Origin of the sequence: Motilibacter deserti (genome assembly GCF_011250635.1) — a bacterium.
GTDB classification, from domain to species: domain Bacteria; phylum Actinomycetota; class Actinomycetes; order Motilibacterales; family Motilibacteraceae; genus Motilibacter_A; species Motilibacter_A deserti.
This window is the reverse complement of record NZ_JAANNP010000050.1, coordinates 1-12,809: the sequence shown is the minus strand read 5'-3', so window position 1 is coordinate 12,809 and position 12,809 is coordinate 1. Positions and strand designations below refer to the sequence as shown.

The window sequence follows — 12,809 nt, the reverse complement described above, 5'->3', positions numbered from 1 at the left end:
CTGGCCGGGGCCGGACGCGCTCGCCGTCTACTTCCACGACGTCACCGACCGACGCCTCGCCGCCGAGCAGGCCCGTGACACGGCGCGCCGGCTCGAGCTGCTCGCCGAGGTGACGACGGAGCTGGCCGAGACGCTCGACGCCGAGGAGGCGGTCTCGCGGCTGACCCAGCTCGTCGTCCCGGCGCTCGCCGACTGGTGCATCGTGACGCTCGCGGACGACGACGAGCGGGCCGGGACGTGGCAGGGCCTGCAGGACGCAGGCTCCTGGCACGCGGACCCGGAGCTGCGCCCTGCCCTGGAGCGCTACGCGCAGACGCGGCTCGCGGCGCTCACCGACCGTTCCTACCTCGCCCGGGCGCTGCGTACGGGCCGGGTGGTGACCGTCCCGACCGGAGCCACGACGGCGCTGCAGGATGTCCTGCAGCCCGGGGAGGCGCGCGACCTGGTGGGCGTGCTGCGCCCCGAGTCGGCCGCGATCCTGCCGCTGCGCGGGCGGGGCCGGACCGTCGGCCTGCTGACGCTGTGCAACGGCACGCAGCGCGGTCAGCTGACCCGCGCCGATATCGAGACCGCGCGGGACGTCGCCTCGCGCGCAGGCCTCGCGCTGGACAACGCCCGGCTCTACCGCCAGCAGCGCGACCTGGCCGAGGGCCTGCAGCTGTCGATGTTCACCGAGCCGCCGGAGCCGGACCACGTCCAGGTCGTCGTGCGCTACTCGCCGGCGACCGAGGCGGCCCAGGTCGGCGGGGACTGGTACGACTCGTTCCTGCAGCCCGGCGGCGCGACCGTCCTCGTCATCGGCGACGTGATCGGCCACGACGTCGCCGCGGCCGCGGCCATGGGTCAGGTACGCACCCTGCTGCGCGGCATCGCCGCCGACTCCGGCGCTGGGCCGGCCGAGGTGCTGGTCCGGGTGGACAAGGTGATGCAGACCCTGCAGGTGGGGACGACCGCGACCGTCGTCGTCGCCCGGCTCGAGCAGACGCCCGATGAGCGCGAGCGCGGGATCACGCACCTGCGCTGGTCAAACGCCGGCCACCCGCCGCCCATGGTCGTCAACCCCAACGGCACGGTCACTCCGCTCGCGGGCGTGCAGGCCGACCTGCTGCTCGGCATCGCCCCCGAGATCGAGCGGGTCGAGTCCGACGTGATTCTGGACCGCGCGGCGACGGTGCTGCTCTACACCGACGGCCTGGTCGAACGGCGCGGGCAGGGCCTCGACGACGGGCTCTCGCTGCTGCGCGACACGCTCGCGGACCTGGCGGCCGAGGACCTGACGCTGGACGAGCTGTGCGACGAGGTGCTCCGCCGCATGCTGCCCAAGCGCCCGGAGGACGACGTCGCGCTCGTCGCGGTGCGGCTGCACCCGCAGGACCGGCCGCGCCCGGCTGAGGCGGGGCCGAACCGGCTCCCCCCCAACGTCGAGGTCGAGCCGGGGCTGGAGGCGGAGGCCGGGCCTCCGCGCCGCGACAGCTGACGCGCGCTCAGCGCCGGGCGCTCGCGCGCTCGCGGGCGACCTCGACCTCCGCCAGGAACGCCCGCAGCTGTGCCGCCTCGGCGCGTACGCCCGCGCGCGGGTCGTCGTCGAGCTCGAGCACGACCGCGGCGGGATCCTCGTCGGGGTGCACCCGCAGACCGGTGTCGGCCTCCAGGCCGTCGAGGCCCGCGGCGAGCAGCGCCACCGTCGTCCGCCGGTGGCGCTGCGGCAGCGTCGGGTGCGCCGGCGTGGCGCGGAGCGTGACGTCGACCGAGCCAGGGTCCTGCCCGCGCCAGCCGAGCAGCAGCTCCAGGCGCCACCCCGGCCGCTCGTGCACCGGCTCCACCTGCAGGGTCCGGCGTACGGCCGCCTCGGGCTCGACGGGGTCGCGCAGGTCGATCGTCCGCGGCCCCACGTCGGGCAGGGGAAGCGCGGCCCAAACGACCTTGCCGCTGTCGGGGTGCCGGTAGGCGCCGACGTGGGACGCGGTGCCGCGCACGATGCACAGCCCGTAGCGCGCACCCCGCAGGTCGTCGGCGTCGTCCTCGACGATGCAGTCCCACCAGGAGGCGCTGAACGCCGGGTCGCGGTCGTGGACCGCGACGACGAGCCACTCCTCCTGTCGATGCAGGTGGAGCTCGACGAACGTCCGCGCGTGCACGACGGCGTTCGCCACCAGCTCGTCGGCCACGAGCGCGGCCGCCTCGCTGGACTCCGCCAGGCCCCACGCCTGGCAGGCCCGGGCGACGAAGGTACGCGCGCGGTGGGGCAGGAACGGGCTCGGGTCGGCTGCGAGCACGGCGGGCTGGTCGGGCGTAACGGGAACGCGGACCGCCGGCGCCCCGAGCGGGCGTAGCGCGACCTGCGGGGCAGCGAGCATCGGCATCATCCCGGCAACCCCCATTGGCTGACCCGGCAGTGCGTGTGGGCACGTGTTGGAGCGCACCCGTGCCGGGCGTGCTACCCGGAACGGACGTAGGCTACGCCTTGCGAGGGTGCACGCAGAACTCGTTGCCGTCCGGGTCGGCCAGCACCGCCCAGGCCGTGTCCCCCTGGCCGAGGTCGAGGCGGGTGGCACCGAGCGCGAGGAGCCGCTCGACCTCCTCGTCCAGGCTCTCGTCTGCGGTGCGAAGGTCGAGGTGCAGCCGGTTCTTGCCCTGCTTCTGGCGCACCGGTGGCCCACCCCAGGTGATCTTCGTGCCACCCCGCGGTGACTGGATCGCCGTCTCCTCGTCCTGGTCCCAGACGAGCGGCCACTCCAGCGCCTTGCTCCAGAAGTAGCCCACCTGCTGCGTCCCGTCCGACGACAGTGCGCCGATGAAGCCCGTGCCGGCGAGGAAGGCATTCCCGGCCTCGATCACGCAGAACTCGTTGCCCTCCGGGTCCGCCAGCACGACGTGCCCCTCCTCGGGCCGCTGGCCGACGTCGATGTGCCGGCCGCCCAGCGCGATCGCCCGGGCGACGGTCTCCTGCTGCTCCTCCGGGGAGGCGCTGGTGAGGTCGAAGTGCATCTGGTTGGGGCCGGACTTCGGCGCGTCCGTCGGGTCGAAGCGGATGGGGAACGCCGTGGCGTCGGGGGCTCGGAGGGTGCGGCCGTCCTCCAGGAGCTCGCGGCACAGGACCCCGGCCCAGAACCGGGCGAGGGCCTGCGGGTCGTTCGCGTCGATGACGAGGGCGTCGACCTCGAGGGGCATGGGGCGGACGGTACGAGCCGTTGTCGGAGGGTGCAACGGGGTTTCGCGGCCTGCTCGTGGGGGGCGGGGCGGCGCGTGGGGGCACGGTCGGGTCGGTGTGCCTCGCTCAGGGCCGGGTCGCTAGATGATCACGGGCTTTGGCGCGCGACATGCCGGTGCCGGTCGGCCAAGCCCCGTGATCGACGGGCTTGCCGACAAGGTGCCGCGAGCATGCGGTGCCTGGTGCTGCTATCGCGACAGGAGACGACGCACGCTCTTGACGTCGCGCCTTCGTTCCCCCGCGACGCTGATACGACCGGTACGACGTCGGCCCGCCTGCTGGCGGCTCACCACGGTGACGATGCGGCGTCGCGACAGCTCCGCACCGCGACGATGCACCCCTGCGACGGTCTCTCACTGCGAGGATGCGGCATCGCGACGGTCTCTCCCTGCGAGAATGCGTCATTGCGACGAACCTATCGGCGGAATGCGCCATTCTCGCCAACAGGGACCGGGCGGAAAGCCGGCGCCGGACTCGTTGGCGACCTGGCGCGGACCTGTTCTACCAGGCAACATCAGCGGGTGCTCCGCGTACGCCGCCGCCTGCTGGTCACCGTGCCCCTGCTGGTGCTCGTCGCCGGGGTGCTCCTGCGGCTCGAGCAGGTCCATCAAGAGACGTGGGAGTGGCGGCTGACCCACTCCGCGACTCCGCCGAAGCTGCACGTCTTCGACCGGGACTACCGCCGCATGGGGCCCGAACCGGTGCCGCCGGGCGCGGCGTTGCTGGCGACCGCACCGGGTGGGGCAGAGGTCTTCTCGAAGCGGCTGCCGGCGTACGTCCCCACCGTCCTCTGGGCCGCCGCGGACGGGCGCACCGTCGCGTACCAGTTGATGGGCGGGCCGTGACGGGCGGCGGGGAAGCAGTCGTCCGCACTCCGGCAGCACCGGCGGACCGGCGGACCGGGCCGGCCGTCGTCGCCAAGCCGCGGCGCCTGCCGTCGGAGGCGGAGGGTGTGCACGCTGAGCTGGCCGCTCCGAGCGAGCCGTCATCGCTCCCGCGACCACCGGCCGCGGTCCGCGACGTCCGGGTCTTTCCTGCGAGCAGGGTGTCGGCGTCGCGACGAGCTGGTGGTGCGTCGCGGGATCAGTACGCGACCCGCCCCGTATTGGTGTGCCACGCCTCGAACGGCTCGGTCCGGCGCGGCAGCGCGAGCGAGACCACCTGAGTCGGCGAGTCGTCCCGATTCCCCGTGAACAGCTCGTAGAACTCCAGGTCCGAGAAGCCGCCGCCTGCCGCGTCGTGCCGGTCCGCCGCGTACACGACCCGGTCAAGGCGCGCCCACAGGCAGGCGGCCAGACACATGGGGCAGGGCTCGCACGAGGCGTAGAGCGTCATCCCAGAGAGCCGGTAGGTGCCCGCTTGCTGGCAGGCGCGTCGGATCGCCACGACCTCGGCGTGCGCGGTCGGGTCGTTGTCCCGGGTGACGCGGTTCACCCCTTCGGCGATGACGTGCCCGTCGCTCACGACGAGCGCCCCGAACGGCCCGCCTCCGTCGGCCACGTTGCGCACGGCGAGCGTGACCGCCGCGTCGAGGAACTCCGCGTCCGGATCGCTGTCCTGGGCGGTCGTCGGTTCGGCGCGCTGCATGCTCTCCACCGGATCAGTGTGCGGGCTCCGCCCCGGCGCCCGCTGCCTGCGGCCTCAGACCGAGGTCTGAGCAGGGGAGGAGGCCGATGGCGCCGAGGCAAGGTCCTCTGCGAGAAGGTCGGCGTGGAGCGCGACCGCGACGGTCGCCGCGTGCCCGGCCGCCGCGACTGCCAGCAGAGCGGGATTCGCCATCGTCCCGGCCGCCCAGACGCCGGCGACGTCGGTCCTTCCAGCCTCGTCGGTCATCACGGCTCCGTACTCAGGCCCATCGCCGGAGAACGAGCAGCCCACAGAGCGGGCGAGGGCACTCTGCTGGCGCTGCCGGGTCGCGATGAAGACGGACCGCTGCGGCAGGCGCGCGCCGTCAGCCGTGACGATGTCGACGCCGGCTTCCCCGCGCTCGAGCCGCTCGACCGGCCGGTCGTCCACCAGCACGCCCGCTCGATGCAGCTGCTCGCGGCGCGCACCGTCGACGGCGTCGCCCTGGGTGAAGAGCGTCGTCCGCGCGCTCCACCGGCTCACCAGGATCGCGCGTTGCGCCGAGCGGTCGAGGCTCCCGCGGAAGCCCACCTGGGCGACCGGCTCACCGCGTACCTCCCAGCCGTGACAGTGCGGGCACGCGACGGCCAGGGTCCCCCACAGCGCGGCGAGGCCCGGGATCGGCGGCAGCTCTTCGGCCAGGCCGGTCGCGAGAAGAAGTCGACGCGCCACGTGTACGGACCCGTCGGAGCAGTGGGCCCGCCAGCGCCGGCCGGATGGCTCCAGCGCCAGCGCTCGCGCGGACACCAGGTCGACGGCGTACTCGGCCAACGCCTCCCGCGCGGTTCCGAGCAGGTCGGCAGGACGCGGGCGCCGCTGACCGAGGAAGTTGTTGACGGCAACGGCGGTGGCGTTGCGCGGAGCGCCGTCGTCGAGCACGAGCACGCGCCGGCACGCGCGCCCGAGGGTCAGCGCAGCCTGCAGGCCCGCGAAGCTTCCACCCACCACCACGACGTCGTACGCGTCGGCACCGCTCCTTTGGCCCACGCCGGCACGCTAGCCGTCAGTCCACATGGCGGGAAGCGCGTCTCGTGATGCGGGACGGGTCGGCCCACTCGCTGCTGGTGAAGGAGGGGCATCACCTCGCGGCGATCGCGTCCGCCAACTGCTCCGCCTCGTCCTCGCTGAACGACCCGGTGATCTGCAGCTGCCCGCCCGTGATGGGACCGGCCACCTGCGGGGCGCTGACGACTCGGTCGCCGACGACGATCGCGACGGTGTTGCCCGGCGCATCACGGTCGACGGCCGCTTCGGTGAGCGGGGCGAACGCCGTCGCGCCGGCCTCCCTCAACTCGACGTGGACGAGGAACTCCTCGGTGCCTGCGGCGGATTCGACCGTGGCGGACACGACCTCGGCGCTCGTCACCTCTGCCGGGCCCAGCAGGAACTTGGTGTAGGACGAATTGCAGGCAATGAGCCCCTTGTCCGGACGGGCGGGCTCGAAGGTCTCGGGAGAGGTGCCGTACGCGCACTCGAACGCGACGAAGGCATGGGCGCCCGCGGTGGTCGGCCCGTTGGGCACGGCACCGGGCGGCAGGCCCTGCTGGGTCAGGCACTCACCCTCGTGCACCTTGCCGGCATCGGTCCCCGACCTGGCCTCGTCGGACCGGCTGGAGTCGACCGTCAGCACCGCCCGTATCGACAGGCCGCCCGGGCAGCTGGTCTGGGGCATGGGCCGCGTCGCGCTCGGCGTCGGAGTCGAGGCCAGCTGCTGCACGGACGGTTCGGCTGGCGACGCGCCCTCCTGGCCGTCGGTATCCGACCCGCACGCCGCGAGCAACAGTGCAGCAACGCCCAGGACGCATGCAGTACGCCCACAGCGAGCTTCGCGCATGAAGACCTCCCCCGTCGGGCTCAGCCTTCCGTTCCGGCGAAACGATCAAACGAGATCGGCCCGCACAGGCACACGTGCTGCGAGCGACCGAGAGCCGTCGTCCTGACGACGGCGACTCGACAACGCGAAGCTCTCTTCTGCCAATAGGGAAACGACGCGACCGGCGGCGCGGCAGGACAGGATGCTCGCACCATGACGGCGCTGGAGCGGATCGACGTCGGCACGGTGACCCTGGCCGTGCACGCCCGACGCCCCCCAGCCGTGCCCGACCCGGCGGGGCCGGCGCCGGTGCTCCTGCTGCCCGGCACCGGCGCCACGGCGGACGACTGGGACGAGGTCGCCGAGCGACTCGCCCACACTCGCACGGTGTACGCGGTGGACCTGCGCGGGCACGGGAAGAGCGACTGGCCCGGCACGTACTCCCTTGCTCTGATGGCCGACGACATCGCCGGGCTGCTCGACCGGTTGCCCGAGCCGCGCCTCGATGTCGTCGGGCACTCGCTGGGCGGGCTGGTGGCCTGTCTGGCGACCACGCGCCGCCCCCAGCACGTCCGCCGTCTCGTCCTCGAAGACGTCGGCATGCCGCACCCGCGCCCGCCGGCGACCCCGCGACGGCCGCCGGACCCCCTGCCCTTCGACTGGCGCGTCGTCGAGCAGGTCAGGCCGCAGATCGACGACCCCGACCCGGCATGGCCTCGCCTGATGCGCAGCATCAGCGTGCCGTCGCTGGTCATCGCCGGGGGCCCGACCAGCTTCGTACCCGAAGGCCACATTGCTGAACTCGTGAGCATGCTTTCCGACGCCGAGCTGCGTACGGTCCCAGCCGGCCACCTGGTTCACCGCAAGGAGCCTGAGCAGTTCCTGGCCCACCTCATGGCCTTCCTCGACTCCTGACGGCAGGCTGCCGCACCCACCGAGGGGGCAGGACCGCGACGGACTCGCCGGAGTCAGCCAGCGGTAGAGGTCGTGGCAACGTCCACGACTGCTGGCTGACTCGGCAGGCCAGGGCGCCCTACCCCGGCCCCGCCTCCCACCGTGCACGCCGCTCGTCCTCGCTCTGCTCCCACCACGGCGTGCCCCGCTCCCCGAGCGCGACCTTCGCGGCGTGCACCCGGTCGCGGGCTGCCCGTTCCGCAGCCGCATCCCTTGCGCGCAGCGCCTGGCCCACCGCCCGCCGCGCGCTCATGAGCTCGGACCGGAGGCGCGCCGCGACGTCCTCGGGCAGCAACGGGTCGGTCGCACGCCAGCGCCGCCCGTCGATGACGACGTAGCGGCCGTCGGGTGTGCGCTCCGCGCGCCGTTCCGAGCTCATGCCGGCGTCCTACCCGGTCCCGCAGGAGATCGACGCAGCCCCTTGACGTCCCACTTGCGTATTGCACGTGTGGGCGCTGCCAGCGTCGGCCCAGAGAGAGCGAGCCCCTCGATGACCTCGATGTTCGTCAGCCTGCCCGTGACCGACCTGGAGCGGTCGAAGGCGTTCTACGAGGCGGTCGGGTTCCGCATCAACCCGGCCTTCACCGACCACAACGCGGCCTGCGTCGTCGTCGAGGAGGACCACAGCTACTTCATGCTCCTCGTGCGCGACTACTTCCAGAGCCACACGGACCGCCCGATCGGTGACCCGTCCAAGGCGGTGTCGGGCGCGACGCTGATCTTCCTCGACACCCGAGAGGCGGTCGACGTCGCCATGGCAGCCGGGATCGCCGCGGGGGGCTCGGAGGACCACCCCGCCTCGGACTACGGGTTCATGTACCAGCGCCAGCTCACCGACCCCGACGGCCACGTCCTCGAGTTCGGCTACATGGACCCGGCCGCCGCGCAGCAGGGGCCCGAGGCAGTGCCGAGCCGGCAGGCCTGAGCCCTATGGCTGCGCGCGAGTACGGGCAGTACTGCGGGGTCACGCAGGCCCTGGAGCTCGTGGGCGAGCGCTGGGCGCTGCTCATCGTCCGCGACCTGCTCGTCGGGCCGCGCCGCTACGGGGAGCTCGCCGCAGGCCTGCCGCGCATCCCGAGCAACATCCTCGCGGCGCGGCTCAAGGAGCTGCAGGCGGCCGGTGTCATCCGCCGGGTGCCGCACTCGCGCGTCATCGTCTACGAGCTGACGTCGTACGGCCGAGAGCTCGAGCCGGTCGTGCTGGCGCTCGGCGCCTGGGGCTTCAAGGCCCTGGGTGACCCGCGGGACGAGCAGGTCATCACTCCCGACGCGATGACCATGGCCCTGCGCACCGCCTTCCGCCCCGGGGTCGCGGCAGGCCTGCCCGCCACCGCGTACGCCGCGCACGTCGGCGCCGCCGAGCTGCTCGTCCGGGTCGACGGCGCAACCCTGGACGTGGCGCGGGGGGACGGGGCGGTCGACCTCGCCTTCGCGACGGGGCCGGACATCCGCCGGCTCATCTCCGGCGAGCTCGCCCCGGAGCGCGCGATCGCGATCGGTGTGGTGGAGGTGCTGCACGGGCGCGTCGAGCTGCTCGAACGGTTCGCGGCCACGTTCCATCTGGCGGCGTGAGCGGAGGGACGGGCACCGTCGCTCGGAGGAGCCGCCTCAGCACGCCGCTTCATCGTCACCGGGGGCCGGGCGATGAGTTCCGGCTCCGCGATCCGTCACCAGGGCAGAAGCAGCCGCAGCAGGAGGGTGCGCCCATGTCCACGCCCACCAAGGAAGCCTCGTGCTGATCTACTCGATCGGCGTGTCGGTCGACGGGTTCATCAACGACCGGGAGGGCGAGTTCGCGTGGACCGCCCCGACCGAGGAGGTGTTCGCAGCGCATCTCGCGGAGGTCGGCGGGCTGGGCGCGTACCTGCTCGGGCGCCGGCTCTACGAGGCGATGCTGGTCTGGGAGACGGACCCGGCGATGCGCACCAGCGCGGCCACGAACGAGTTCGCCGACGTGTGGTGCGCGCTGCCCAAGGTCGTCTTCAGCCGCACCCTGGGCAGCGTGCAGGGCAGCAACACCCGGCTCGCCACGGGGTCGGTGGCCGAGGAGGTCGCCGCCGTTCTCGAAGCCACCGACAAGCCCGTGTCGATCGGTGGTGCGACGCTGGCGGCGGAGGCCTTCGAGGCCGGGCTCGTCGACGAGCTGCGCGTCTTCCGTCACCCCGTGGTCGTCGGCGGCGGCACTCCGCACCTGCCGCCAGTGGCCGGCACCGTGCGGATGGACCGGGTCGAGACGCGGGCGTTCGGGTCAGGGGTCGTCCTGGAGCGCTACGCCCGCACCCCGCCCGGCTAGGACGCAGCGACGGCGCGCGCGGCGATCACGGCGTACGCCCGCCGCTCGCCGTCCGGCGGCCGCTGCACACGCTCGACCTCCATGAAACCGGCCCGTGCGAGCCGGCGGGCGACCTCGTCCGCCGGCCAGCGGTATGCCTCGGCTACCTTGTGCGGGAAGGGCTCGCAGGCATCGCCCGCGAAGAAGCCGACGACGAACGGGCTTTCGGGGGCCAGGACGCGGCGGATGCCCGCGAGCGACGCGTCCAGCTCGCCGGGCTCGAGATGGATGAGCGAGAACCACGCCAGGACACCGGCGACCGACGCGTCCGGGCGGTCCAGCTCGGTCAGCGAGCCCAGCTCGAAGCGTACGGACGGGTGGGCCTGCCGCGCGTGGGCGAGGAACTCCGGCACGAGGTCGATGCCAGTGACGTCGACGCCCGCCCGGCGGAGGTATCCGCTCAGGTGCCCCGGCCCGCACCCGAGGTCGAGGACCGGACCGGTCAGCCGCGCGAGGTGGTCGTCGAGCAGCCGCAGGTCGTCCGGGTGCACGCTCTCGACCGAGCCGAGCAGCTCGATGTAGCGCTCGGCCAGCGCCGCGTACGCCTGGGCGACGCGTGCGGAACTCATGCCCGTCAACCTACAGACGGCCACCGACAGCCCACGACGCCCGAGCCGCGCGCCGACCGTTGCGCTGGAGTGCACTCCAGCTCCTACTGTCCGACCTGCATCGACAGCGAGGAGCACTTCATGCGCAAGACCACCGGGTACGCCCTGCTCACCCCGGGCGGCCGGCTCGAGCCGTGGGCGTTCGAGCGCCGCGACCTGCGCCCCGACGACGTCGCCGTTCGCGTCACCTACTGCGGCGTCTGCCACAGCGACCTGCACGCAGTCGAGGGCGCGACCGAGGCGGCACTCCCGCTGGTCCCGGGGCACGAGTTCGTCGGCGTGGTGAGCGCGGTCGGCGGCGAGGTCACACGGTTCCGGGTTGGCGACGCGGTCGCCGTCGGCAACATCGTCGACTCCTGCGGCGTCTGCGAGCACTGCCGGGCGGGCGAGGAGAGCTACTGCAGGGAGTTCCCCACCCTCACCTATGGTGGCGTGGACCGGCGTGACGGGCGCCCCCAGCGGGGCGGCTACTCCTCCGAGTACGTCGCGACCGAGGCCTTCGTCTACGCCCTGCCGCCGGGGCTCGACCCGGCCGGCGCCGCGCCGCTCATGTGCGCGGGCGTCACGACGTGGAGCCCGCTGCGGCACTGGGACGCCGGGCCGGGGGACCTCGTCGGCGTCGTCGGGCTGGGCGGGCTCGGGCACCTCGCGGTGAAGTTCGCGAAGGCCCTTGGAGCGCGGGTCGCCGTCTTCACGACGTCGCCGGGCAAGGCGCAGGCCGCGCTGGAGCTCGGGGCCGACGAGGTCGTCGTGTCGAGCGACGCGGAGGCGATGGCAGCGCAGGCGTACCGCTTCGACCTGATCCTCGACACGGCCTCGGCCAAGCACGACCCGTCCCCCTTCCTGCGCGCGCTGCGCATGGACGGGACGCTCTGCATGCTCGGGATCCCCGACCGCTACGAGGTCAACGCGTTGAGCCTGCTGCTCGGCCGGCGCAACCTGTCGGCCTCGGGCAGCGGTGGGAGGCGTACGACCCAGGAGATGCTCGAGTTCTGCGCCGAGCACGGGATCACCGCGGACGTCGAGGTGCTGCCGGCCGCACAGGTCGGTACCGCGTTCGAGCGGCTGGCGCGAGGCGACGTCCGCGGCCGCCTCGTTCTCGACATGGGCGCCCATGCGGACGCATAGCCTGGCGCCATGACCACAGCCACGCGTCCCGCGTCCCTCGGGATCCGCGAGGTCGCCGAGCAGACCGGCCTGAGCATGGACACCCTGCGCTGGTACGAGCGGGAGGGGCTCCTGCCGCTGGTGGACCGGGGCTCGGACGGGCGCCGCAGGTACTCCCCCGCGGCGGTGCGCTTCATCCTGCTCGTCCAGGCGCTCCGGCGCACCGGCATGCCCGTGGCCGACGTCCGCCGCTTCGTGCAGTTCGGCGGCGGGACGACCGAGAATCACGCCCCGCGCATGGCGATGCTCGAGAAGCAGGAAGCCGCAATCAGGCAACGCATTGCGCTCCTGCAGCACGACCTCGGCCTCGTGCAGGACAAGATCCGGACCTACCGCGACCTGCTCGCGCGCGGGCTCGACTGCGAGGACGAGACCGAGGGCGTCGAGCCGGCCTGACACAAAAGGGAGGCGCCCGCCGGGCGCGGGCTGCCAGGATCGCCGGCGTGACCCCGCAGCCCGCTCTCGGCGAGGACGACGGCGACGACCTGTTGGCGGCCGGGTGCGACCTCGCCGACGCGGGGCGTCACGCCGAGGCCGAAGCGTGCTTCCGGCGTGCCGCCGAGCTGGGCGTTACGGAAGCCCTGCTCAACCTCGGCAATGCCCTTCTCGCGCGAGGGAAAGCGGACGAGGCCGCGCAGGAGTACCGGCGGGCGGCAGCCTCGGGAGACACCGGGGCGTATCTCAACCTCGGACTGGCTCACGAGGAGGCCGGCGACTGGGACGCGGCGGCCGACGCCTACCGCGAGGCGGTGGCCGTCGGCGATCCGCGCGCGACGATGTTCCTGGGCCACCTGCTGCGCTGGCACGGCGACCAGGACGAGGGCCGGTCCCTGCTTCGAGCGGCAGTTGAGCACGGAGATGCGTACGCCGCCGGCGAGCTCGCCCTGTGGCTGCAGGCGGAGGGGGCGGACGAGGACGTCGAGCCGCTGCTGCGACAGGCCGTCGACGTCGACGGCTTCGCCCGCAACGACCTCGGTCGGCTGCTGCGGTCGCGGGGCGAGGTGGACGAGGCCGAGCGGCTGCTGCGCGCAGGGGTGGCCGAGGGCGACACCGACGCGATGATCGCGCTGGCCAACCTGCTCTGCGAGGACCGCGGAG

General features: G+C 73.4%; 16 protein-coding genes. 9 read left to right on the top strand and 7 right to left on the bottom strand.

Annotated elements, in window-relative coordinates; genetic code table 11:
- Positions 1-1,477 (top strand): PP2C family protein-serine/threonine phosphatase (locus G9H71_RS18285; RefSeq protein ID WP_231135056.1); only part of this gene is annotated, 1,477 nt, incomplete at its 5' end.
- Between the two features lie 7 nt (positions 1,478-1,484).
- On the opposite strand, the gene G9H71_RS24015 is transcribed toward G9H71_RS18285, so the two are convergent.
- Together G9H71_RS24015 and G9H71_RS18275 are read right to left on the bottom strand one after the other, a co-directional pair.
- Positions 1,485-2,357, bottom strand: a complete 873-nt coding sequence (locus G9H71_RS24015; RefSeq protein WP_231135055.1) for an ATP-binding protein — start codon at positions 2,355-2,357, stop codon at positions 1,485-1,487.
- A gap of 100 nt (positions 2,358-2,457) precedes the next feature.
- Positions 2,458-3,171, bottom strand: coding sequence for a VOC family protein (locus G9H71_RS18275; protein ID WP_166284228.1), 714 nt, complete (start codon positions 3,169-3,171; stop codon positions 2,458-2,460).
- Positions 3,172-3,732: 561 nt separating this feature from the next.
- Here G9H71_RS18275 and G9H71_RS18270 point away from each other — a divergent pair.
- Positions 3,733-4,056, top strand: coding sequence for a hypothetical protein (locus tag G9H71_RS18270; protein ID WP_166284227.1), 324 nt, complete (start codon positions 3,733-3,735; stop codon positions 4,054-4,056).
- 238 nt (positions 4,057-4,294) lie between these two features.
- On the opposite strand, the gene G9H71_RS18265 is transcribed toward G9H71_RS18270, so the two are convergent.
- The 3 genes from G9H71_RS18265 to G9H71_RS18255 all read right to left on the bottom strand — a co-directional run bounded on the left by G9H71_RS18265 (position 4,295) and on the right by G9H71_RS18255 (position 6,671).
- Positions 4,295-4,798 carry a nucleoside deaminase gene (locus G9H71_RS18265; RefSeq protein ID WP_166284229.1) on the bottom strand — a complete coding sequence of 168 codons (504 nt, stop codon included), beginning with the start codon at positions 4,796-4,798 and terminating at the stop codon, positions 4,295-4,297.
- Positions 4,799-4,852: 54 nt separating this feature from the next.
- Positions 4,853-5,824 carry an NAD(P)/FAD-dependent oxidoreductase gene (locus G9H71_RS18260; RefSeq protein ID WP_166284226.1) on the bottom strand — a complete coding sequence of 324 codons (972 nt, stop codon included), beginning with the start codon at positions 5,822-5,824 and terminating at the stop codon, positions 4,853-4,855.
- 91 nt (positions 5,825-5,915) lie between these two features.
- Complete coding sequence (locus tag G9H71_RS18255; RefSeq protein ID WP_231135054.1) at positions 5,916-6,671, bottom strand: SecDF P1 head subdomain-containing protein; 756 nt, start codon at positions 6,669-6,671, stop codon at positions 5,916-5,918.
- Positions 6,672-6,863: 192 nt separating this feature from the next.
- Between G9H71_RS18255 and G9H71_RS18250 the strand changes: the two genes are divergently transcribed.
- Entirely contained in the window at positions 6,864-7,565 is a 702-nt protein-coding gene (locus G9H71_RS18250) for an alpha/beta fold hydrolase (RefSeq protein ID WP_166284224.1), read from the top strand.
- 118 nt (positions 7,566-7,683) lie between these two features.
- Here the strand turns inward: G9H71_RS18250 and G9H71_RS18245 are convergent, their stop codons facing one another.
- Entirely contained in the window at positions 7,684-7,983 is a 300-nt protein-coding gene (locus G9H71_RS18245; RefSeq protein WP_166284223.1) for a hypothetical protein, read from the bottom strand.
- A 111-nt stretch (positions 7,984-8,094) separates the two neighbouring features.
- Here G9H71_RS18245 and G9H71_RS18240 point away from each other — a divergent pair, with 111 nt between their 5' ends.
- The 3 genes from G9H71_RS18240 (at position 8,095) to G9H71_RS18230 (ending at position 9,897) form a co-directional block, all read left to right on the top strand.
- Complete coding sequence (locus tag G9H71_RS18240) at positions 8,095-8,529, top strand: VOC family protein (protein WP_166284222.1); 435 nt, start codon at positions 8,095-8,097, stop codon at positions 8,527-8,529.
- 5 nt (positions 8,530-8,534) lie between these two features.
- Positions 8,535-9,176, top strand: a complete 642-nt coding sequence (locus G9H71_RS18235; RefSeq protein WP_166284221.1) for a winged helix-turn-helix transcriptional regulator — start codon at positions 8,535-8,537, stop codon at positions 9,174-9,176.
- 160 nt (positions 9,177-9,336) lie between these two features.
- Positions 9,337-9,897, top strand: a complete 561-nt coding sequence (locus G9H71_RS18230; protein ID WP_166284220.1) for a dihydrofolate reductase family protein — start codon at positions 9,337-9,339, stop codon at positions 9,895-9,897.
- Here G9H71_RS18230 and G9H71_RS18225 read toward each other — a convergent pair.
- Positions 9,894-10,505: a class I SAM-dependent methyltransferase gene (locus G9H71_RS18225; protein ID WP_166284219.1), complete on the bottom strand. Its 612-nt coding sequence runs from the start codon at positions 10,503-10,505 to the stop codon at positions 9,894-9,896. The genes G9H71_RS18230 and G9H71_RS18225 overlap by 4 nt on opposite strands.
- A gap of 120 nt (positions 10,506-10,625) precedes the next feature.
- Between G9H71_RS18225 and G9H71_RS18220 the strand changes: the two genes are divergently transcribed.
- The 3 genes from G9H71_RS18220 to G9H71_RS18210 form a co-directional block, all read left to right on the top strand.
- Positions 10,626-11,672, top strand: coding sequence for an NAD(P)-dependent alcohol dehydrogenase (locus G9H71_RS18220; protein WP_166284218.1), 1,047 nt, complete (start codon positions 10,626-10,628; stop codon positions 11,670-11,672).
- Positions 11,673-11,681: 9 nt separating this feature from the next.
- Positions 11,682-12,107 (top strand): MerR family transcriptional regulator, encoded by a 426-nt coding sequence (locus G9H71_RS18215; protein WP_166284217.1) that lies wholly within the window; start codon positions 11,682-11,684, stop codon positions 12,105-12,107.
- Positions 12,108-12,154: 47 nt separating this feature from the next.
- Positions 12,155-12,809, top strand: a 655-nt coding sequence (locus tag G9H71_RS18210; protein ID WP_166284216.1) for a tetratricopeptide repeat protein, incomplete at its 3' end; no start/stop codon positions are given.